15 protein-coding genes and 2 rRNA genes are annotated in these 20,541 nt (G+C 66.0%); 1 reads left to right on the top strand and 16 read right to left on the bottom strand.

Features of this window, described 5'->3' with window-relative positions; genetic code table 11:
* The 12 genes from murC to coq7 form a co-directional block, all read right to left on the bottom strand.
* Positions 1-1,398, bottom strand: coding sequence for a UDP-N-acetylmuramate--L-alanine ligase (gene murC / locus HWX14_RS08615; RefSeq protein ID WP_175882312.1), 1,398 nt, complete (start codon positions 1,396-1,398; stop codon positions 1-3).
* A gap of 79 nt (positions 1,399-1,477) precedes the next feature.
* Entirely contained in the window at positions 1,478-2,581 is a 1,104-nt protein-coding gene (gene murG / locus HWX14_RS08620) for an undecaprenyldiphospho-muramoylpentapeptide beta-N-acetylglucosaminyltransferase (RefSeq protein WP_175882313.1), read from the bottom strand.
* Complete coding sequence (gene ftsW / locus HWX14_RS08625) at positions 2,578-3,861, bottom strand: putative lipid II flippase FtsW (RefSeq protein WP_174386157.1); 1,284 nt, start codon at positions 3,859-3,861, stop codon at positions 2,578-2,580. The genes murG and ftsW overlap by 4 nt, the downstream gene beginning before the upstream one ends.
* Complete coding sequence (gene murD, locus HWX14_RS08630) at positions 3,858-5,366, bottom strand: UDP-N-acetylmuramoyl-L-alanine--D-glutamate ligase (RefSeq protein ID WP_175882314.1); 1,509 nt, start codon at positions 5,364-5,366, stop codon at positions 3,858-3,860. The genes ftsW and murD overlap by 4 nt, the downstream gene beginning before the upstream one ends.
* 28 nt (positions 5,367-5,394) lie before the next feature.
* Positions 5,395-6,564, bottom strand: coding sequence for a phospho-N-acetylmuramoyl-pentapeptide-transferase (gene mraY, locus HWX14_RS08635; RefSeq protein WP_006477019.1), 1,170 nt, complete (start codon positions 6,562-6,564; stop codon positions 5,395-5,397).
* A 16-nt stretch (positions 6,565-6,580) separates the two neighbouring features.
* Positions 6,581-7,987, bottom strand: coding sequence for a UDP-N-acetylmuramoyl-tripeptide--D-alanyl-D-alanine ligase (gene murF / locus HWX14_RS08640; protein WP_175882315.1), 1,407 nt, complete (start codon positions 7,985-7,987; stop codon positions 6,581-6,583).
* Positions 7,984-9,531 (bottom strand): UDP-N-acetylmuramoyl-L-alanyl-D-glutamate--2,6-diaminopimelate ligase, encoded by a 1,548-nt coding sequence (locus tag HWX14_RS08645; RefSeq protein WP_175882316.1) that lies wholly within the window; start codon positions 9,529-9,531, stop codon positions 7,984-7,986. Before HWX14_RS08645 ends, murF begins: the two co-directional genes overlap by 4 nt.
* On the bottom strand, positions 9,528-11,375 hold the full coding sequence (locus tag HWX14_RS08650; protein WP_175882317.1) for a penicillin-binding protein 2: 1,848 nt from the start codon (positions 11,373-11,375) through the stop codon (positions 9,528-9,530). Before HWX14_RS08650 ends, HWX14_RS08645 begins: the two co-directional genes overlap by 4 nt.
* A complete protein-coding gene (ftsL, locus tag HWX14_RS08655) occupies positions 11,372-11,713 on the bottom strand; it encodes a cell division protein FtsL (protein ID WP_089434496.1) in 342 nt (113 codons plus the stop codon). Before ftsL ends, HWX14_RS08650 begins: the two co-directional genes overlap by 4 nt.
* Positions 11,710-12,651 (bottom strand): 16S rRNA (cytosine(1402)-N(4))-methyltransferase RsmH, encoded by a 942-nt coding sequence (rsmH, locus tag HWX14_RS08660; protein WP_175882318.1) that lies wholly within the window; start codon positions 12,649-12,651, stop codon positions 11,710-11,712. Before rsmH ends, ftsL begins: the two co-directional genes overlap by 4 nt.
* A gap of 23 nt (positions 12,652-12,674) precedes the next feature.
* The gene (gene mraZ / locus HWX14_RS08665) at positions 12,675-13,103 is read right to left on the bottom strand and encodes a division/cell wall cluster transcriptional repressor MraZ (protein WP_006487094.1); all 429 of its coding nucleotides are present in this window, start codon (positions 13,101-13,103) and stop codon (positions 12,675-12,677) included.
* Between the two features lie 386 nt (positions 13,104-13,489).
* On the bottom strand, positions 13,490-14,116 hold the full coding sequence (coq7, locus tag HWX14_RS08670; RefSeq protein WP_175882319.1) for a 2-polyprenyl-3-methyl-6-methoxy-1,4-benzoquinone monooxygenase: 627 nt from the start codon (positions 14,114-14,116) through the stop codon (positions 13,490-13,492).
* Positions 14,117-14,392: 276 nt separating this feature from the next.
* On the opposite strand from coq7, the gene HWX14_RS08675 reads away from it, so the two are divergent.
* Positions 14,393-15,544: a porin gene (locus tag HWX14_RS08675; protein ID WP_175882320.1), complete on the top strand. Its 1,152-nt coding sequence runs from the start codon at positions 14,393-14,395 to the stop codon at positions 15,542-15,544.
* A gap of 285 nt (positions 15,545-15,829) precedes the next feature.
* On the opposite strand, the gene HWX14_RS08680 is transcribed toward HWX14_RS08675, so the two are convergent.
* The 4 genes from HWX14_RS08680 to HWX14_RS08695 all read right to left on the bottom strand — a co-directional run.
* Positions 15,830-17,503: a long-chain fatty acid--CoA ligase gene (locus HWX14_RS08680; RefSeq protein WP_175882321.1), complete on the bottom strand. Its 1,674-nt coding sequence runs from the start codon at positions 17,501-17,503 to the stop codon at positions 15,830-15,832.
* Between the two features lie 137 nt (positions 17,504-17,640).
* Positions 17,641-19,716 carry a molybdopterin oxidoreductase family protein gene (locus HWX14_RS08685; protein WP_175882322.1) on the bottom strand — a complete coding sequence of 692 codons (2,076 nt, stop codon included), beginning with the start codon at positions 19,714-19,716 and terminating at the stop codon, positions 17,641-17,643.
* 381 nt (positions 19,717-20,097) lie between these two features.
* Positions 20,098-20,210: ribosomal RNA gene (rrf, locus tag HWX14_RS08690) — 5S ribosomal RNA — on the bottom strand.
* Positions 20,211-20,440: 230 nt separating this feature from the next.
* A 23S ribosomal RNA gene (locus HWX14_RS08695) occupies positions 20,441-20,541 on the bottom strand; the annotation flags it as partial.

The following is a 20,541-nucleotide window of genomic DNA, read 5'->3' on the forward strand; positions in this document are numbered from 1 at the left end:
TCATCCCTTCTGTTGCGTGTTCTGCGCGACCTTCGCCGGCACGCCGCCGATCGAACCCGCACCCATCGTGATCACCACGTCGCCGTTCTGCGCGACCTTCGCCAATGCGTCCGGCACGTCGTCGACCGTCGCGACGAACACCGGGTCGACCTTGCCCACCGCGCGCAGCGCACGCGACAGCGCGTCGCCGCTGGCGGTCGGGATCGCGGCCTCGCCGGCCGCGTAGACTTCCGTCAGCACCAGCGCATCGACCGTCGACAGCACGTTGACGAAATCGTCGAAGCAGTCGCGCGTGCGCGTGTAGCGGTGCGGCTGGAACGCCAGCACGAGGCGGCGGCCCGGGAATGCGCCGCGCGCGGCCGCGATCGTCGCCGCCATCTCGACCGGGTGGTGACCGTAATCGTCAATCAGCGTGTACTGGCCGCCGTCCGCGCTCGGCACCTCGCCGTAACGCTGGAAGCGCCGGCCGACGCCGTTGAATTCCGCCAGCGCCAGCTGGATCGCGTCGTCCGACACGCCGAGATCGGTCGCGATCGCGATCGCCGCAAGCGCGTTCTGCACGTTGTGCAGGCCCGGCATGTTCAGCACCACCGCGAGCGGTGCGCGCCCTTCGCGGATCACCGTGAAATGCATGCGGCCGTCGCGCGCGTCGATGTCTTCCGCGCGCACCTGCGCATCCGGCGACAGGCCGTAGCGCACGACCGGCTTCGAGATGAACGGGATGATCTGCCGCACGTTCGGATCGTCGACGCACACGACCGCGCTGCCGTAGAACGGCAGGCGCTGCGTGAATTCGATGAACGCCTGCTTGAGCCGCGCGAAATCGTGGCCGTAGGTGTCCATGTGGTCGGCGTCGATGTTCGTGATGACTTCGATCACCGGATACAGGTTCAGGAACGACGCGTCCGACTCGTCTGCCTCGGCGACGATGAAATCGCCCGTGCCGAGCCGCGCGTTCGCGCCGGCGCTGATCAGCCGGCCGCCGATCACGAAGGTCGGATCGAGCCCACCGGCCGCGAGCACGCTCGCGACGAGGCTCGTCGTCGTGGTCTTGCCGTGCGTGCCGGCGATCGCGATGCCCTGCTTCAGGCGCATCAGCTCCGCCAGCATCACCGCGCGCTGCACGATCGGCACGCCCTGGTGGCGCGCGGCCAGCACTTCCGGGTTGTCCGAGCGCACGGCCGTCGACACGACAACCGCGTTCGCGCCCTCGATGTTCGCCGCGTCGTGGCCGATCGCGACCCGTGCGCCCAGCGCCTCGAGGCGATCGGTCACCGCATTGCGCGACAGGTCGGACCCGCTGACCTCGTAGCCGAGGTTGACGAGCACTTCGGCGATGCCGCTCATGCCCGCGCCGCCGATCCCGACGAAATGAATGTGTTTGACGATGTGTTTCATGTCAGCCTCCGCCGGGCCGCCCCAAGGAGGCTGACCGCCCCCTCGGGGGGCAGCGAACGAAGTGAGCGTGGGGGTTGTTTCATTTAAGTTGTTCCAGGTTCGCGCCGGCCGCCTTCGCGCACACGCGCGCGACTTCATCGGTGGCCTCGGGCTTCGCGAGCGAGCGCGAACGTTCCGCCATCTCCGCGAGCGATGCCCGCGACTGGCTGCGCAGCCAGTCGGCGAGCAGTTCCGCCGACAGGTCGCGTTGTTGCACCAGCACGGCCGCGCCCGCATCGGCGAGGAACGCGGCGTTGGTCGTCTGGTGATCGTCGACCGCGTACGGGAACGGCACGAACAGCGCCGCCACGCCCACCGCCGCGATCTCCGACACCGTCATCGCGCCCGACCGGCAGATCACCAGATCCGCTGCCGCATACGCGGCCGCCATGTCGTCGATGAACGGCACGAGCCGCACGTCTTCGCCGGCCGCGAAACCGGCCGCTTCATAATTCGCCTTCAATGCTTCGATATGCTTCACGCCGGCCTGGTGCACGACGCGCGGGCGCTCGCCCGGCGCCAGCAGCGCCAGCGCGCGCGGCACGACTTCGTTCAGCGCGGCCGCCCCGAGGCTGCCGCCGACGACCAGCACGTTCAGCGGGCCGCTGCGCGACGCATAGCGTGCTTGGGGCGGTTCCGTGTGCGCAAGTTCCGCGCGAATCGGGTTACCCGTCCATTCCGCGTGCGGCAGCGCGCCGGGGAACGCGACGAGCACGCGCTTCGCGAGTTTCGCGAGCACCTTGTTCGTCAGGCCCGCGATCGAATTCTGTTCATGCAGCACGAGCGGACGCCCCGACAGCGCGGTCATCACGCCCGCCGGGAACGTGATGTAGCCGCCCATCCCGAGCACGACGTCCGGCCGCACGCGGCGCAGCGCGCCGAGGCTCTGCCAGCATGCGCGCAGCAGGTTGAGCGGCAGCGTCAGCTTGGTCTTCAGGCCCTTGCCGCGCAGCCCGCCGAACCGCACGTACTCCATCGGAATGCCGTGCTTCGGCACGAGCGTCGCTTCCATCCCGGCCGGATTGCCGAGCCATACGACGCGCCAGCCCGCCGCTTCCATCCGGTGCGCGACCGCGAGCCCCGGGAACACGTGGCCCCCGGTGCCGCCTGCCATCACCATCAGCGTGCGTTGCGACGCGGTCATACCTTCCCTCCGCGCATCAGCACCCGGTTCTCGTAGTCCACCCGCAGCAACACCGCGAGCGCGACGCAGTTCAGCAAGATGCCCGAACCACCGTAGCTCACGAGCGGCAACGTCAGCCCCTTGGTCGGCAGCAGTCCGAGGTTCACGCCCATGTTGATGAACGTCTGCGCGCCGAACCAGATGCCGATGCCCTTGGCCATCAGGCCCGCGAACGTGCGATCGAGCGCGAGCGCCTGGCGGCCGATCTCGAACGCGCGGCGCACGATCCAGTAGAACAGCAGGATCACGACCAGCACGCCGACGAAGCCGAGTTCCTCGCCGATCACCGCGAGGATGAAGTCGGTGTGCGCTTCCGGCAGGTAGTTCAGCTTCTCGACGCTGCCGCCGAGGCCGACGCCGAACCACTCGCCGCGGCCGAACGCGATCAGCGAGTGCGTGAGCTGGTAAGCCTTGCCCTGCGCGTAGCGCTCGTCCCACGGATCGAGATACGCGAAGATCCGCTCGCGACGCCACGGCGACAGCCACACGAGCATCGTGAACGTGCCGACCGCCGTCGCGACGAGGCCGCCGAACAGCTTGCCGTTCACGCCGCCGAGGAACAGCACGCCCATCGCGATCGCGGCGACCACCATGAACGCGCCCATGTCGGGCTCGAGCAGCAGCAGCGCGCCGACCAGGCCGACCGCGAACGCCATCGGCAGGAAGCCCTTCGCGAAGCTCTGCATGTATTCCTGCTTGCGCACCGTGTAGTTCGCCGCGTAGATCGTCACCGCGAGCTTCATGATTTCCGACGGCTGCATGTTGGTGATGCCGAGCGGAATCCAGCGGCGCGCCCCGTTCACGCCCTTGCCGACGTGCGGGATCAGCACGATCACGAGGCCGACGAGCGCGATCAGGAACAGATGCGGCGCGTATTTATCCCAGGTCGACACCGGCACGCGGAACGCGATCACCGCCGCGATGAACGCGACGGTGAGCGACACGCAGTGGCGCATCAGGAACGCGTAATCGTGATACGACGCGTATTTCGGCGAATCGGGCATCGCGATCGACGCCGAATACACCATCACGACACCGAGCCCGAGCAGCGCGATCGCGACCCACAGCAGCGAATAGTCGAAATCGAGCATCCGCGAACGGCTCGGACGCACGCCGTTGACGACGCTCGCGAGGCCGCCCGTCGCGGCGCGCGTGGCCGATGCGACGCGGCCGCCCGCGGCATTGCCGCCGGTGTCGCGCCGGTCGTTGAAACGGGAGACGAGGCGATCGGACCAGCTCATGACGTCGCTCCTTTGTCGATGGCGACTTCATCCACCGCCGCGCGGAACACTTCCGCGCGATGGGCGTAGTTCCTGAACATGTCGAGGCTCGCGCACGCGGGCGACAGCAGCACCGCATCGCCCGGTTCGGCCAGCTCGGCCGCCGCATGCACCGCGCCTTCGAGCGTCGGGTGGTCGGCGAGCGGCACGCCCGTTTCGGCGAGCGTGTCGCGGATCGCCGGCGCGTCGCGGCCGATCAGCATCACCGCGCGGCACCAGCGCGCGACCGGCGCGACCAGCGGCGCGAAATCCTGCCCCTTGCCGTCGCCGCCCGCGATCAGCACGATCTTCTGCGCGAGCCCGTCGAGTGCGGCCACCGTCGCGCCGACGTTCGTGCCCTTGCTGTCGTCGACGTAATCCACATCGTCGATCGTCGCGATCACTTCGACGCGATGCGCTTCGCCGCGGTATTCGCGCAGCGCGTGCAGCAGCGGCGCTGCGGCCAAGTCGATCGCCCGTGCGAGCGCGAACGCGGCCAGCGCGTTCGCCGCGTTGTGCAGCCCACGGATGCGCAGCGCGTCGGCAGGCATCAGGCGCTTCTGCGCGATGTCGGGTGTATGCGCGTCGCGCTTGCGCCGGCGGGTCGCCGTCGCTTCATCCGGCGCGTCGCGATCGACGGCCTCCACCAGCCATGCGATGCCGTTGTCGCGCGACAGCCCGTAGTCGCCGTCCTGCGTCGGTTCGTTCAGGCCGAACGTGACCGTGCGCGGCGCGTCGGCCGCGCCGGCTGCCGGCGCGAATTTCATCACGGCCGCGTCGTCGCGGTTCAGCACGCGCGTCGTCGTCGCGCCGAAGATCCGGCCCTTTGCCTGCGCGTACGCGTCGAAGCTGCCGTGCCAGTCGAGGTGGTCCTGCGTGATGTTGAGGATCGCGGCCGCATCGGGCGCAAACGTGCGCGCGGTCTCGAGCTGGAAGCTCGACAACTCGAGCACCCATACATCGGGCAGCGCGGTTTCGTCGATCGCGCTCGCGAGCCGGTCGAGCATCGCCGGGCTGATGTTGCCCGCGACCGCGACCTTCTTGCCCGAACGCTGGCACAGCAGGCCCGTGAGGCTCGTCGTCGTGGTCTTGCCGTTGGTGCCGGTAATCGCGAGCACCTTCGGCTGGTAGCCGCTCGTGCCGAGCGCGCGCAGCGCCTGCGCGAAGAATTCCAGCTCGCCCCACACCGCGATACCGCGCTCGTTCGCGGCCGCGACCAGCGCCGCGAGCGCCGGCTCCAGCGGCGACAGCCCCGGGCTCAGCCCGACGATCTCGACGCCGCCGTCGAGCAGCGCGGGCGTAAACGCCCCGCCGACGAATTCCGCATCGATGCCTTCGGCCTGCAGCGCGGCAAGGTTCGGCGGCGCCTCGCGGGTATCGGCAATACGCAGCCGGCACCCGTGCCTCGCGCACCATCGCGCGATCGCGAGACCCGATTCCCCGAGCCCCAGTACGAGCACCATCGGCCGTTGCCGATCTCCAAACATCTCGCCAGACATCCTTGTTACCTTTCCTTTACCGCAGCTTGAGGGTGGTCAGACCGAACAGGCACAGCATCAGCGTGATGATCCAGAAACGCACGACCACCTGCGTTTCCTTCCAGCCGGACAATTCGAAATGGTGATGCAGCGGCGCCATCTTCAGCAGGCGCCGCCCTTCGCCGTAACGCTTCTTCGTGTACTTGAACCACGACACCTGCAGCATCACCGACAGCGTTTCCGCGACGAAGATGCCGCCCATGATGAACAGCACGATTTCCTGGCGCACGATCACCGCGACCGTGCCGAGCGCGCCGCCCAGCGCCAGCGCGCCGACGTCGCCCATGAATACCTGCGCGGGGTGCGTGTTGTACCAGAGGAACGCGAGCCCGGCCCCGCCCATCGCGGAACAGAAGATCAGCAATTCGCCCGCGCCCGGGATATGCGGGAACAGCAGGTATTTTGAATAGACCGCGCTGCCCATCACGTACGCGAACACACCGAGCGACGCGCCGACCAGCACGACCGGCATGATCACGAGACCGTCGAGGCCGTCGGTCAGGTTCACCGCGTTGCTCGCGCCGACGATCACGAAGTAGGTCAGCACGATGAAGCCCCACACGCCGAGCGGGTAGCTGATCGACTTCAGGAACGGCAGCATCAGGTCGGCGCGCGCCGGCAGCCCCATCGACAGGCCGCTCCGCACCCACGCCATGAACAGGTCGAACACGCGCACGTTGTTCGCCTCGGACACGCTGAATGCGAGATAGACGGCCGCGAACAGCCCGATCACCGATTGCCAGAAATACTTCTCGCGCGACGACATCCCGCGCGGGTCCTTGTGGACGACCTTGCGGTAATCGTCGACCCAGCCGATCACGCCGAAGCCGAACGTGACGAGCATCACGATCCAGATGAACCGGTTCGTCAGGTCGCCCCACAGCAGCGTCGCGACCGCGATGCCGATCAGGATCAGCACGCCGCCCATCGTCGGCGTGCCGGACTTGACGAGGTGGGTCTGCGGGCCGTCCTTGCGCACGGCCTGCCCGACCTTCATTTGCGTCAGCTTGCGGATCACCCACGGTCCGCACACGAGCCCGATCCCGAGCGCGGTGATGGTGGCCATCACCGCCCGGAACGTGAGGTACGTGAACAAGCGCAAAAAGCTTGCGTCACCTTGCAGCCATTGCGCCAGCGCCAGCAGCATGCTTCCTTCCTTCTACTCAGTGTGCGGCGGGCACGGTGCCCGCCGCGGGTTGGTTCGTCAGCGCGTCGACCACGCGCTCCATCTTCATGTACCGCGAGCCTTTCACGAGCACCGTCGCCTGCGCGCCGTAACCGGCCGCGAGCAGCGCCGACACGAGCGCGCCGACGTCGCCGAAATGACGTGCGGTGTCACCGTATGCCGTGCACGCGTCGCGCGATGCGTCGCCGAGCGCGAACAGCGCGTCGATCCCGCGTTCGCGCGCATACGCGCCGATCTCGCGATGGAATGCCGGCCCTTCGTCGCCGACTTCGCCCATGTCGCCGACCACCAGCACGCGCGGCGCCGGATGCGCGGCGAGCACGTCGATCGCGGCACGCATCGAATCGGGGTTCGCGTTGTACGTATCGTCGACGACCGTCGCGCCCGCGAGGCTGCCGACGCTCGCCTGCTTCACCTGCAGCCGGCCCTTGACCGGTTCGAACGATTCAAGCCCCTGCCGGATCGCCGACAGCGCGACGCCGGCGCCGAGCGCCGCGGCCGTCGCGGCCAGCGCGTTACGCGCGTTGTGCTCGCCGAGCGCACGCAGCCGCACCGTGACGACGCCGACCGGCGTGTCGATCGCGAGTTCGCCCGCGTGCACACGACCGACGACCTGCGCGTCGTTCTGCCGTTCAGCGTCGTGCAGCGCGAAATCGAGGATCCGGTTGCCGGTCGCCGCGACGCGCCAGATGCCTGCATATGCATCGTCGGCCGGGAACACCGCGACGCCGTCCGGCGGCAGCGCGTGGATCACGGCCGCGTGTTCGAGCGCGACGGCTTCGACCGTCGCCATGAATTCCTGGTGCTCGCGCTGCGCGTTGTTGACGAGCGCGACCGTCGGCGCGGTGAGGCGCGCGAGGACTTCGGTTTCGCCCGGGTGGTTCATGCCGATCTCGATCACCGCGAGACGATGCGCGGCCGACAGGCGCAGCAGCGTCAGCGGCAGGCCGACATCGTTGTTCAGGTTGCCGGCCGTCGCGAGCCGCGCGTCGGCGCCGACCGCCGCCGCGAAGATCGACGCGATCATTTCCTTGACGGTCGTCTTGCCGTTGCTGCCCGTCACCGCGACGACCGGCAGCGGGAATCGCATCCGCCAGCCGTGCGCGAGCGCGCCGAGCGCGGCACGCGTTTCGCCGCCTTCGATCATCGGCATCGCGACGCCCGCCGGCGCGTGCGCGACCAGCGCGGCGGCCGCGCCGCGCGCGGCGACGTCGCCGAGGAAGTCGTGTGCGTCGAAGCGCTCGCCCTTCAGCGCGACGAACAGGTCGCCCGGGCCGACCGTGCGGCTATCGGTCGACACGCGGTCGAACGTGACGCCCGCGTCGCCGTGGACGGTGGCGCCGGGAATCAGGCGGGCGGCTTCGCCGAGACTGAGCATCGTCATTCGCCGCCTCCCTTGCCGTGCGTCGCGCGCGCCGCGAGCGCGAGCCGTGCGTGATCCTGGTCGGAGAACGCGCGCTTCTTGCCCATGATTTCCTGCGTGGCTTCGTGGCCCTTGCCGGCCAGCACGACGACGTCCTCGCGTGCGGCGCCGCGCACGGCCTGCAGGATCGCGCTCGCGCGATCCTCGATACGGCGCGCGCGATCGGGCGCGGTCATGCCTGCGACGACCTGGTCGATGATGTGCTGCGGATCTTCGCTGCGCGGGTTGTCGCTCGTGACGACGACTTCGTCGGCGAGCCGCTCCGCGATCGCGCCCATCAGCGGACGCTTCGTCGCATCGCGATCGCCGCCGCAGCCGAACATGCAGACGAGCCGGCCGCCGCGCGCCGCAGCGATCGGACGCAGCGCGTCGAGCGTCTTGTCGAGCGCGTCGGGCGTATGCGCGTAGTCGATCACGACGAGCGGTTCGTCGTTCTGCAGCCGGCCGCCGAGCCGCTGCATCCGGCCGTTGACGGATTCGAGCCGCTCGATCTCGGCGAGGGCCGCGTCGAACGGCACGTCGGCCGCGAGCAGCGAGCCGAGTACCGCGAGCAGGTTGCTGACGTTGAACGTGCCGAGCGTGCCGACCTCGACGTCCGCGTCGCCCCACGACGAGCGCAGGCGGAATGCGGTGCCGGTCGCGGTCGCGCGCACGTCGAGCGCGACCAGTTCGCGATCGGCATCGGGTGACGGTGCGTCGCCGATCCCGTACGCGATCGTGCGTACGCGGCCGGCCAGTTTTTCGAGCAGGCGACGGCCAGCCGCGTCGTCGCGGTTGATCACCGCCGCGCGCAGGCCGCGCCACGCGAACAGCTTCGCCTTCGCGGCCTCGTACGCATCGAACGTGCCGTGATAGTCGAGGTGATCCTGCGTGAGGTTCGTCCACACCGCGATGTCGAACGCCGTCCCGTTCACGCGCCCCTGATGCAGCGCGTGCGACGACACCTCCATCGCGACGGCCTGCGCGCCCGCGTCGCGCAATTGTGCGAGGCTGCGCTGCAGCTGCGGCGCGTCGGGCGTCGTGAAGCCGGTCGGCACGAGCTGGCCGGGCATCCCGGTGCCGAGCGTGCCGATCACCGCGCACGGCTGGTGCAGCGCCGTCAGCGCGGTGGCGATCCATTGCGTGCACGACGTCTTGCCGTTCGTGCCGGTGACGCCGATCGCGAGCAGGCTGTCGCTCGGATCGCCGTACCAGCCGCTGGCGATCTCGCCGGCGAGCTGGTCGAGCGCCGGCACCGCGAGCGCGACGGGTACGGCCGGCGCGGCCGGTGCCGCGCTCAGCCCTTCCGGCTGATACAGCACGGCGGCCGCACCGCGCGCGACGGCGTCGGCCATGAAAGCGCGGTTATCTGCCCCGTCGACCGCATACGCGACGAACACGTCGCCAGCCTCGAGGCTGCGCGTGTCGGCATGCAGTTGCGCCGCGGGGGTCACATGCTGACGCAGCCACGCAAGCGCGGCTGCGATCTGCTGATGCGCCGGATGGGAACTGCGGGCGGCGCTCATCGAACAACTCCTGGTGAATTACGCGTCGTGCTGGATACGATCATATGCTTCGCGCCGCTACCCGCGCCCAGCTTTTGCGGGCCCTTTGCGGCAGGCGATTCCGGCGAATCGTCGGACACGACGAGCTGCTTGATCGGCATGTTCGGCGGAACGTTCAGCGCACGCATCGTGTCGCCGGCGATCGCCGAGAATACGGGGCCGGACACCTGGCCGCCGAAGTGGCTGCCGGCAGTCGGTTCGTCGACCGACACCGCGACGACGATGCGCGGATTCGGCATCGGCGCCATCCCGACGAACGACGCGCGGTACTTGCGCGTGTAGCCGTGACCTTCGTGCTTGTATGCGGTACCGCTCTTGCCGCCGACGCGATAGCCCGGCACGGCCGCATCCGGCGACGTGCCGCCCGGCGCGACCACGGTCTCGAGCATCGCGCGGACTTCGCGCGCGGTGGTCGGGTTGAACACCTGCGTGCCCGCGATCGGCTGATTGGGGTCGGTCTTGAAAATGGTCACGGGCATCAGCTCGCCGTCGTGCGCGATCGCCGTGTACGCCCGCGCGAGCTGGAACAGCGACACCGACAGGCCATAGCCGTACGACATCGTCGCCTGCTCGATGCGGCGCCAGCTCTTCCACGGACGCAGGCGGCCAGCCACCGCGCCCGGGAACCCGACCTTCGGCGCCTGGCCGAGGCCGATGCTCGTATACATATTCCACATTTCCTCGGGCCGCATTGTCATCGCGATCTTCGTCGCGCCGATGTTGCTCGACTTCTGGATCACGCCGCCGACCGTCAGCGTGCCGAAACCCGCGTCGTCGGTGATCGGTGCACCGTCGAGCACGAAATGCCCGTTGCCCGTCTCGACGAGCGTGTTCGGCGTCACGCGGTGCAGGTCGAGCGCGAGCGACACGGTGAACGGTTTCATGATCGAGCCCGGCTCGAACACGTCGGTCATGATCCGGTTGCGCAACTGCTCGCCCGTCATGCGCGAGCGGTCGTTCGGGTTGTACGTCGGGTAGTTGACGAGCGCGAGCACTTCGCCGGTACGCACGTCGACGACCATCGCCGCGCCGGCCTTCGCCTTGAACTTCTCGACGGCGGCCTTCAGGTTCGCGTACGCGATGTACTGGATCTTGCTGTCGATCGACAGGTCGACGTCGGTGCCGTTGTGCGGCGGAATCTGCTCGGCGACATCCTCGATGATGTGCCCCATCCGGTCCTTGATCACGCGACGCATGCCCGACGTGCCGGACAGCATCTTCTGGTCGCCCAGTTCGACGCCTTCCTGCCCTTCGTCCTCGACGTTCGTGAAACCGATCAGGTGAGCGGTGATCTCGCCTTCCGGATAGAAGCGCTTGTATTCGTTGCGCTGATAGATGCCGGGAATGTCGAGCGCGGCGACCTTGTCGGCGACGTCGATCGGCACCTGGCGCTTCACGTAGACGAAACCCTTGTCTTCCGACAGCTTCACGCGCAGTTCCTTCGACGTCATGCCGAGAAGCTTGCCGAGCTGGTTGACCTTGTCCGCGTCGAGATCGTCCGGCACCGCGTCGGGAATCGCCCAGATCGCGCGCACCGGCAAGCTCGTCGCGAGCACGAGCCCGTTACGGTCGAGAATCTTGCCGCGCGTGGCCGGCAGCTCGAGCGTGCGCTGGTAGCGGCTTTCGCCCTGCTTTTGATAGAACGCGTTGCCGGGCCCCTGGATCCAGAACGCTCGCGCGGTCAGCGCGACGAACGCCATGAACAGCAGGAACACGACGAGCTTCGAGCGCCACATCGGCAAATGAACGCCCAGCACGGGGCTCGACGAGAACTTCACGTTCTGGCGCTTCGGGGACGGCTTCATCGCGCGCCCCCCTTGCCCTTGCCGGCCGTGTCGGCCGATGCCGCGATCGGCGCGTCGATCGCCTTCGCGGCGCCCGGCGGCAGCGTCAGGTATTGCGTGCGGCCGGTCGAGATCGGCTGCATTTTCAGCGAATCGTTCGCGAGCTGCTCGATGCGCGACGTCTTCGACAGCGCGCTCTGCTGATATTGAAGCTGCGCGTAGTCCTGCTGGAGCTGACGCTCCTGCGACTGCGCGCGCTGCAGCTGGATGAAGATCTGGCGCTGCTGGTTCGTCGAGTTGACGACCGACAGCGCGCAACCCATCACGATGATCAGCAGGAAGATGTTGAGGCGGCTCATGGCGTGACGCGCTCCGCGATGCGCATCACGGCCGAGCGGGCGCGCGGATTCGCGGCGACTTCCGCTTCGCTCGGAAACTGGCGGCTGATGATCTTGAGCGGCGGGCTCGGGAGGTCGACGGCGCGGATCGGCAGGCGACGATCGACCGCAGGCGCACTCGCGTGCGCCTGCATGAATCGCTTGACGATCCGGTCCTCGAGTGAATGAAAGCTGATGACCACCAGCCGCCCCCCTTGCTCCAGCAACGACAGTGCCGCGTCTAGTACGACTTGCAGGTCCGCAAGCTCTTGATTGACGTGAATCCGTATAGCCTGAAAGGTGCGGGTTGCCGGATCCTTGCCCTTCTCACGGGTTTTGACGACGTGACCCACGATTTGGGCAAGCTCGCCCGTGGTGTCGAGAGGCCCAAGACGGTCGGACTCTGCCCGGCGAGCAACAAGCGCCTTTGCAATCTGAAAAGCAAACCGTTCTTCCCCATAATCCCGTATCACCTCCGTCAATTCCTGCACCGAAGCCCGCGCGAGCCATTCGGCCGCCGACTCGCCGCGCGTCGGATCCATTCGCATGTCCAGCGGACCATCGGCGCGGAAACTGAAGCCGCGCGCCGGATCGTCCACCTGCGGCGAGGACACGCCCAGGTCCAGCAACACCCCCGACACCTTCTCGACGCCGCGCGCCGCAAGCGCGTCGCGCATCGATGCAAAGCTGTCATGCACGATCGAGAAGCGCGCATCCTCGATGCCCTGCGCCGTCTCGATCGCCCTCGGATCCTTGTCGAACGCGATCAGCCGCCCGGCCGACGCCAGCCGCGCGAGCACCGCGCGGCTATGGCCGCCGCGCCCGAACGTGCCGTCGACATACACGCCGTCCGGCCGCGTGACGAGCGACTCGACTGCTTCGTCCAGCAGGACGGTCCGATGCTGCAATTCGTTTCCCATCGCGGGCGTCTCCGTCACCGCAATCAGAACGTGAAATTCTTCAGCGCGTCGGGCATGCCCTGCGCCATCGCTGCCTGCTCCTTCGCGTTGTAGGTCTGCGAATCCCACAGCTCGAAGTGACTACCCATTCCCAACAACATGACTTCCTTTTCCAGTCCGGCTGCCATGCGCAGCTCGGGCGATACGAGAATCCGGCCCGCGCTGTCGAGATCGACATCCATCGCATTGCCGAGAAAAATTCGCCGCCACCAGTGCGCGTCCATCGGCAGCGCGGCGATCTTGGCGCGGAACACTTCCCATTCGGGGCGCGGAAACAGCAACAGGCAGCCGTCCGGGTGCTTGGTCACAGTCACCCGTCCTTCTGCCTGTCCTTGCAGCGCTTCGCGATAGCGAGCCGGCACCGACATCCGCCCTTTCGCATCGAGCGTCAGCGCCGACGCCCCTTGGAACACTTTCCGCTCTCCCGTTCAGGGCGCCGAAGCACCCGCTCAATGCTGAGAATTTAGCCGGAACAGCCTGCTAAATCACACAAAAATACACTTTCTCACACTGTCTCCCACTTTAGAGGAAGGGTGTGGCACGGTCAAGGGAGCGGCCCGCTTTTTTGACGAATTTTGTTAGTTAGAACAAGGACTTACGCGCACATGCTCATGCGGCCCCTCATTCCAAAAACCGTTATAAATGAATGAGCTAGTGCAACTTGTGAAGGTGATACGTGAGAAAGACGGGCCAGACGGGCGTGCGGACGGGGCTTTCGGGGGCGGGAAAACGAGGAGTGAGCGGGTGATATCGAGGATGGCGGACCGGCGCGGCGTCCCACGCCACCCCGGCGCAAATCTCAGAGATAGTATGCAGTGCTCGTCATGACTTTCGACGCGGCACGCATCAGCATCCGCGCGGGCAGCGGCAGTTCGATCCCGCCGGCGTCGGTCGCGGCCTTGCCGTGCTTCACCTCGTCGATCCGCATCTGGTCGACGATCGCGCGCGACGCGGTGTCGGTCGCCGGCAACTCGGACATGTGACCTTCGAGATGGCTCTCGACCTGCCGTTCGGTCTCGGCCATGAAGCCGAGGCTGACCTTGTCGCCGAGCGTGCCGGCCGCCACGCCGATCGCGAGCGCGCCGGCATACCACAGCGGGTTCAGCAGGCTCGGGCGCGAATCGAGTTCCTTCAGGCGGTGCGCGGTCCACGCGAGGTGATCCTCCTCCTCGCGCGCGGCTTCCTCGAACATCGCCTTCGCCGACGCGGTGCGCGCGGTGAGCTTCTGCGCCTGGTAGAGCGCCTGCGCACAGACCTCGCCGACGTGATTCACACGCATCAGCCCGGCCGCGTGCGTGCGTTCGGCGGGCGTCAGTTCGACGTCCGTCGTATCGGCCGGCACGGGCACCGGCCGGCTCATCCGGCTAATGCCGGTCAGCGATCGCAGGCCGCGATCGAATTCGCTGATCAGTTCATCCAACACCATCCTGTTCTCCTGGCTGCAGGTGCCGCTGCGCGCGGCAAGGGCACGAGTGCGCTGCGTAACCGACTTGATTATTCAGCGGAAATTGCGGTTAACCCGTGATTTTAACCATTGTTGCATAAAGGAAACATGGCGGCGTTGAGCTGCAGCATTTCGCTTTGTGGCAAAAACCGGCTTTGCTACATTACGTGCGACTTCTTGCGAAGTTGATGGGGCCCGTCGACAGAACATAACTATCTGCCCCGCCAAAAAAATTCAGTGATTCTTGGAGATCCGTTAATGAAAAAGTCGCTTCTCGCGCTCGTCGCGCTGGGCGCGTTCGCTGGCGCTGCCCAAGCGCAAAGCAGCGTGACGCTTTACGGCATCATCGATGAAGGCTTCATCTTCAACAACAACGCAGGCGGCAAGCACCTGTACGGCCTCGCCAGCGGCGTGATGCAAGGCAGCCGCTTCGGCCTGCGCGGCACCGAGGACCTCGGTGGCGGCCTGAAGGCGATCTTCACCCTCGAAAACGGTTTCGACGTGAACAGCGGCCGGCTCGGTCAGGGTGGCCTGATGTTCGGTCGTCAGGCTTACGTCGGCCTGTCGAGCCCGTACGGTACGGTCACGCTGGGTCGTCAGTACGACTCCGTCGTCGACTTCGTCGGCCCGCTCGAGGCAGGCGACCAGTGGGGCGGCTACATCGCCGCTCACCCGGGCGACCTCGACAACTTCAACAACGCGTATCGCGTGAACAACGCGGTCAAGTTCACGAGCCAGAGCTACGGCGGCCTCACGTTCGGCGGCCTGTACAGCTTCGGCGGCCAGGCAGGCCAGTTCTCGAAGAACCAGGTCTGGTCGCTCGGCGCAGGCTACAACAACGGCCCGCTGGTCCTCGGCGTCGGTTACTTGAACGCACGTACGCCGAACCAGTTCGGCGGCATGTTCAACAACGGTTCGACGTCGTCGTCGGTCTCGTCGCCGATCTACGGCGCGTACGCGAACAACGCGAACACGTACCAGGTCATCGGTGCAGGCGGCGCGTACACGTTCGGCGCAGCGACGATCGGCGCGACGTACTCGAACACGAAGTTCAAGGGCTTCTCGGCAGGCCCGTTCGTGAACCAGACCGCGACGTTCAACAACGGCGAAGTCAACTTCAAGTACCAGTTGACCCCGGCGTTGATCCTCGGCGCGGCGTACGACTACACGCAAGGCAGCAAGATCGACGGCAACTCGGCAGCCAAGTACCACCAGGGCTCGCTGGGCGTCGACTACTTCCTGTCGAAGCGCACCGACGTCTACGTGATCGGCGTGTACCAGCACGCATCGGGCAACGTGCTCGATGCGAACGGCAACGTCCTGAAGGCAACGGCAGCGATCAACGGTCTGGCCGGGTCGAGCTCCAGCAACCAGGTCGCGGCACGCGTCGGTATCCGTCACAAGTTCTAATCAGCTTGTCTGACAAGCCGCAGCATATTGAAGGCGCCTTCGGGCGCCTTTTTCTTTTCTGGTGAGGCGGGGATGTTGGCGGGTGGTGGGTTGGCGAGTTGGCAGATCGACTGGTCGGCGGGCGACGGTAGACGCACGTCCCGGTGCGCCGCCCCCGGCCGTCAGGTCAAAACGCGAGGCTTGCCGCCTCCCGCACGAAACAGTGCTTCCGGTCACCTATCCGCAGCCGCAAACAAAAAACCCGGCGCAGGCCGGGCTTTTCGTTCAACCGTATCGTTGCGGACGTTACGCGCGTCCGTCGCGCAGTTCGCGCCGCAGGATCTTGCCGACGTTGGTCTTCGGCAATTCCGTGCGGAACTCGACCAGCTTCGGCCGCTTGTACCCGGTGAGCCGCTCCTTGCAGTAGGCAAGGATGTCCTTGTCGGTCAGCGCCGGGTCCTTTTTCACGACGAACAGCTTCACGGCTTCGCCGGAATGCTCGTCCGGCACGCCGACTGCCGCCACCTCGAACACGCCCGGATGCGACGCCACCACGTCCTCGACTTCGTTCGGATACACGTTGAAGCCCGACACCAGAATCATGTCCTTCTTGCGGTCGACGATCTTCACGTAGCCGCGCGCATCCATCACGCCGACATCGCCCGTCTTGAAGAAGCCGTCCGCGAACATGACTTTCGCGGTCTCGTCCGGCCGGTTCCAGTAGCCGGCCATCACCTGCGGCCCGCGGATGCAGATCTCGCCGGGCTCACCGAGCGCGACGTCGTTGCCGGCATCGTCGCGGATCGCGACTTCGGTCGACGGCAGCGGCAAGCCGATCGTGCCGCTGTATTCGGTGGCCGTCACCGGGTTGCAGGTCGCCACGGGTGACGTTTCGGACAACCCGTATCCTTCGATGATCGCGGTACGGGTCTTTTCATACCAGCGCTTCGCGACGCCCTCCTGGATCGCCATGCCGCCGCCGTTGGCGATCACGAGCTTCGACAGGTCGAGCTGACCGAATTCGGGATGGTTCAGCAGCGCGTTGTACAGCGTGTTGACGGCCGGAATCGTCGAGATCTGGTAGCCCTTCAGCTCCTTGATCATGCCGGCGATATCGCGCGGGTTCGGGATCAGGACGCCCATGCCGCCCGTGCGCATCGTCAGGAAACCGCAGACGGTCAGCGCGAACACGTGATACAGCGGCAGCGCGACAACCGTCACGAACTGTTTCACCTCCGGATACTTGTCGTGAGCCGGCTGATGCCAGGCGCCGGCCTGCAGCACGTTCGACACGATGTTCCGGTGCAGCAGCGTCGCGCCCTTCGCAACGCCGGTCGTCCCGCCCGTGTACTGCAGGAACGCGACGTCGTCGGGGCCGATCTTCTGCGGCTTGAACGCCTGTCGCGCGCCCTCGGACAGCGCGGCCTTGAAGCGCGTGAACGACGGCAGTTGCCACGCAGGCACCATCTTCTTCACGTTGCGCACGACGTAATTGACGAGCCACCCCTTGATGCCCAGCAGGTCGCCCATCGATGCGACGACCACGTGCTTGACGGCGGTGTTGGCGATGACGGCCTGCAGCGTCGACGCGAAATTCTCCAGGATGACGATCGCCTCCGCACCGCTGTCCTTCAGCTGATGTTCGAGCTCGCGCGGCGTATAGAGCGGATTGACGTTGACGACGGTATAGCCGGCGCGCAGAACTGCGGCGATCGTCACCGGGTACTGCAGCACGTTCGGCATCATGATCGCGACGCGCGCCCCGCGAGCCAGGCCGCGGGATTGCAGCCACGCGCCGAACTCGCGCGACAGCTTGTCGAGTTCGCCGTACGTGATGCCCTTGCCCATGCAGACGAACGCGGTACGGTCGCGATACTGCCGGAAGCTCTCGTCGAGCAGGTCCGGGACGGACGGATAAGGAGAGGAGTCAATTTCGGCTGGAACGCCGGGTGGGTACGATTTCAGCCAAATTTTGTCCATACCGCGCGTCTCCTCACAGATTTTCGAATGGTCGTGCTAAAACGCATCGTAACGGCTCCCCCGCCCCGAGACAACAGGGTTAGATGTCCACTTCGAACTGGCATATCAATTTCGTCTGATCATACGGCGATATTCGATCAAATCCGCTCAACTTCCACAAGACAATCGTAAAACGTCGCCGAATTGCCCAGGTCGGTCAGTGCCTGGCTCGTCACCTCGTTCGCGTTCCTGCCGTCCGGCGACAGCTTCTTCCACCAGATCGACAGCCCGACCACGAGGCCGGCACGCGCGCGATCGGTCACTCGCGCGAGCGCCTGCATCGATCCACGGTCGTTGAAGATGCGGACGACGTCGCCGTCTGCGATGCCGCGCGCGCTGGCGTCGGACGGGTGCATGTCGAGATGCGGCTCGCCTTCCGTCGAACGCAGGCTATCGACGTTCACGAACGTGCTGTTCAGGAAGTGGCGGGCGGGCGGCGAAATCATCGCCAGCGGATAACGTGCGGCGAGCTCGGGCGCGGCTTCGGCCGATTCGAACGGCGGCAGGTAGTCGGGGACGGGGTCCATGCCCATCTGCTCGAGCCGCGGGCTGTAGAACTCGCACTTGCCGGAAGGCGTCCGGAAACCGCCGTTCGCGAACGGCGCCTCCGGCAGCTTGAGCTTCAGCCAGCCGGCCCGCTTCAGCGTGTCCCAGTCGCTGTCGAGCGATGGATCGTCCCAGCGAAGCGCCGCGCGCGCGACCTCTTCGTCGCTGTGATGGAGCGCGGGCTCGTCGAGTCCCATGCTGCGTGCGATCCCGCGAAAGATCTCCGTGTTCGGCCGCGCGTCTCCCACCGGCGGAATCGCCGGCAGGTTCGCCATCACGTAGGTATGGCCGTACGATTTATGGACATCCAGATGTTCGAGCTGTGTGGTCGCCGGCAATACAATGTCGGCGAAATCGACCGTATCTGTCTTGAAGTGCTCGAGAACGACCGTGAATAAATCGTCGCGAGCAAAGCCCGCGGCGACCTTCGACGAGTCCGGCGCGACCGCCACCGGATTCGAGTTGTACACGATCACTGCTTCGACTTTCGGCCCGAACGTCGCGTCGCCCGGATGCAGCAGCGCATCGCCGATCGCGTTCATGTTGATGATGCGCGGCAGCTTGTGCGGCCAACCCGGCATCAGATCCGGGCGCAGCAGCGCCGTCTGGTTGATGGGCGCCGATTCCGACGACGAGAGCAGCAAGCCACCCGCCCGATCGCGCCACGCCCCGGTCAGCGCCGGCAGGCTTGCGATCGCGCGCACGGCATTGCCGCCGCCGCGAACGCGCTGCATGCCGTAGTTGAGGCGGATCGATGCCTTACGGGTGGCGCCGTAGCGACGCGCAAGATCGACCAGTTCCGACGCGTCGATGCCGCAGATCTGCGCAACGCGTTCCGGCGGATAGGACAGGGCGCGCGCCTTGAGCGCGTCATAGCCGAGCGTATGGTCGGCGATGTAATCGTGATCGAGCAGGTTTTCGGTAATCAGCACGTACATCATGCCGAGCGCAAACGCGCCATCGGTACCGGGCTTCAGTGCGATGTGCTGATGGCATTTCTCCGCGGTCAGCGAACGATACGGGTCGATCGCGACAAGACGTGCGCCACGGCGCTTCGCTTCCTGCGCGCGAGTCCAGAAGTGCAGGCTCGATGCAATCGGATTCGCACCCCATATCAGGATCAGCTCGCTTTCCTCGAAATACTCGAGGTGCATGCCGACACTGCCGCCGTACGTGTATCGCAGCCCCGCTGCGCCGGCCGCCGCGCAGATCGTGCGCTCGAGCCGCGAGGCGCCGAGCTTGTGGAAGAAGCGCTGGGCGATGCCCTCGCCTTGCACGAGCCCCATCGTTCCCGCATAGCTGTACGGCACGATCGCTTCCGGCGCGCGCGCGGCGATTTCACCGAGGCGGTGTCCGATCTCGTCGAATGCCTCGCTCCAGCTGATCGGCACGAAGCGCCCTTCCCCCTTGGCGCCGACACGCTTGAGCGGGACCGTGAGGCGATCGGGATGATGAACGCGATCCGCGTATCGGCTGACTTTCGTACACAACACGCCCTGAGTCGGCGGATGGTCGGGGTCGCCCGTGACCTTGATTGCCTTGCCGTTCTCGACGGTCACCCGCATAGCGCACGTGTCCGGACAATCATGCGGGCAAACGGCCCGGGCTACCTGGGTGGCGGCGTTCATCGTTTTGAAGGCGGGGATGGGGATTCGCAAATTTTACGTGGACACGCCGAATAAAGCGTTCATTTCCCGGCGATTTTCGATGATCTGACCGAAGACGGAGGGGACGAGGTAGCGGTCGCCAGGAAGCGGAAGGCGGGTCGCGCCATCACGTTTGTCGAGACGTTGCGGGGAGCAAATTGCGGTCTTGATCGAAGATAGGATCAATACTCGATTGAATCGCTGGAGATCGAAGCGATTGAGGGAACTTGATACTTGTGATGGATTGCGTCAGCTGGAAGCCGGCATATGTGGTCTCGGTACCGCTTCGCCACTTCACGCATATTTCCGCCGCCGAAATGCAAAAACCCCCGCCTTGTCGGGCGGGGGTTCTTGGCTTAGGGAGCCTGACGATTACCTACTTTCACACGGGAATCCGCACTATCATCGGCGTAGAGTCGTTTCACGGTCCTGTTCGGGATGGGAAGGGGTGGGACCGACTCGCTATGGTCATCAGGCAAAGAGGGTTGTTCTGCTGGCGTGGCCAACAGAACCAATCTTGGAAGAAGCAGTAATTTTGAGTTGTGTGTATCACACACGAGAATCCAACATGTCTCGTCTTGCTACGCAGGTCACCGGTACTTCAACCGGCGCGCCGCATCGATCAGCTTCGCTGCTCGACGCTCTGCGTGGGATGCTCGTAAGTGCTGAAGCACTAACGATCATCGACACAAGGCAGACTTGTTATAGGATCAAGCCTTACGGGCAATTAGTATCAGTTAGCTGAACGCATTACTGCGCTTACACACCTGACCTATCAACGTCCTGGTCTCGAACGACCCTTCAAGG

The sequence above is a fragment of the Burkholderia sp. BCC0044 genome, assembly GCF_902832955.1.
In the GTDB taxonomy this organism is placed as follows: domain Bacteria; phylum Pseudomonadota; class Gammaproteobacteria; order Burkholderiales; family Burkholderiaceae; genus Burkholderia.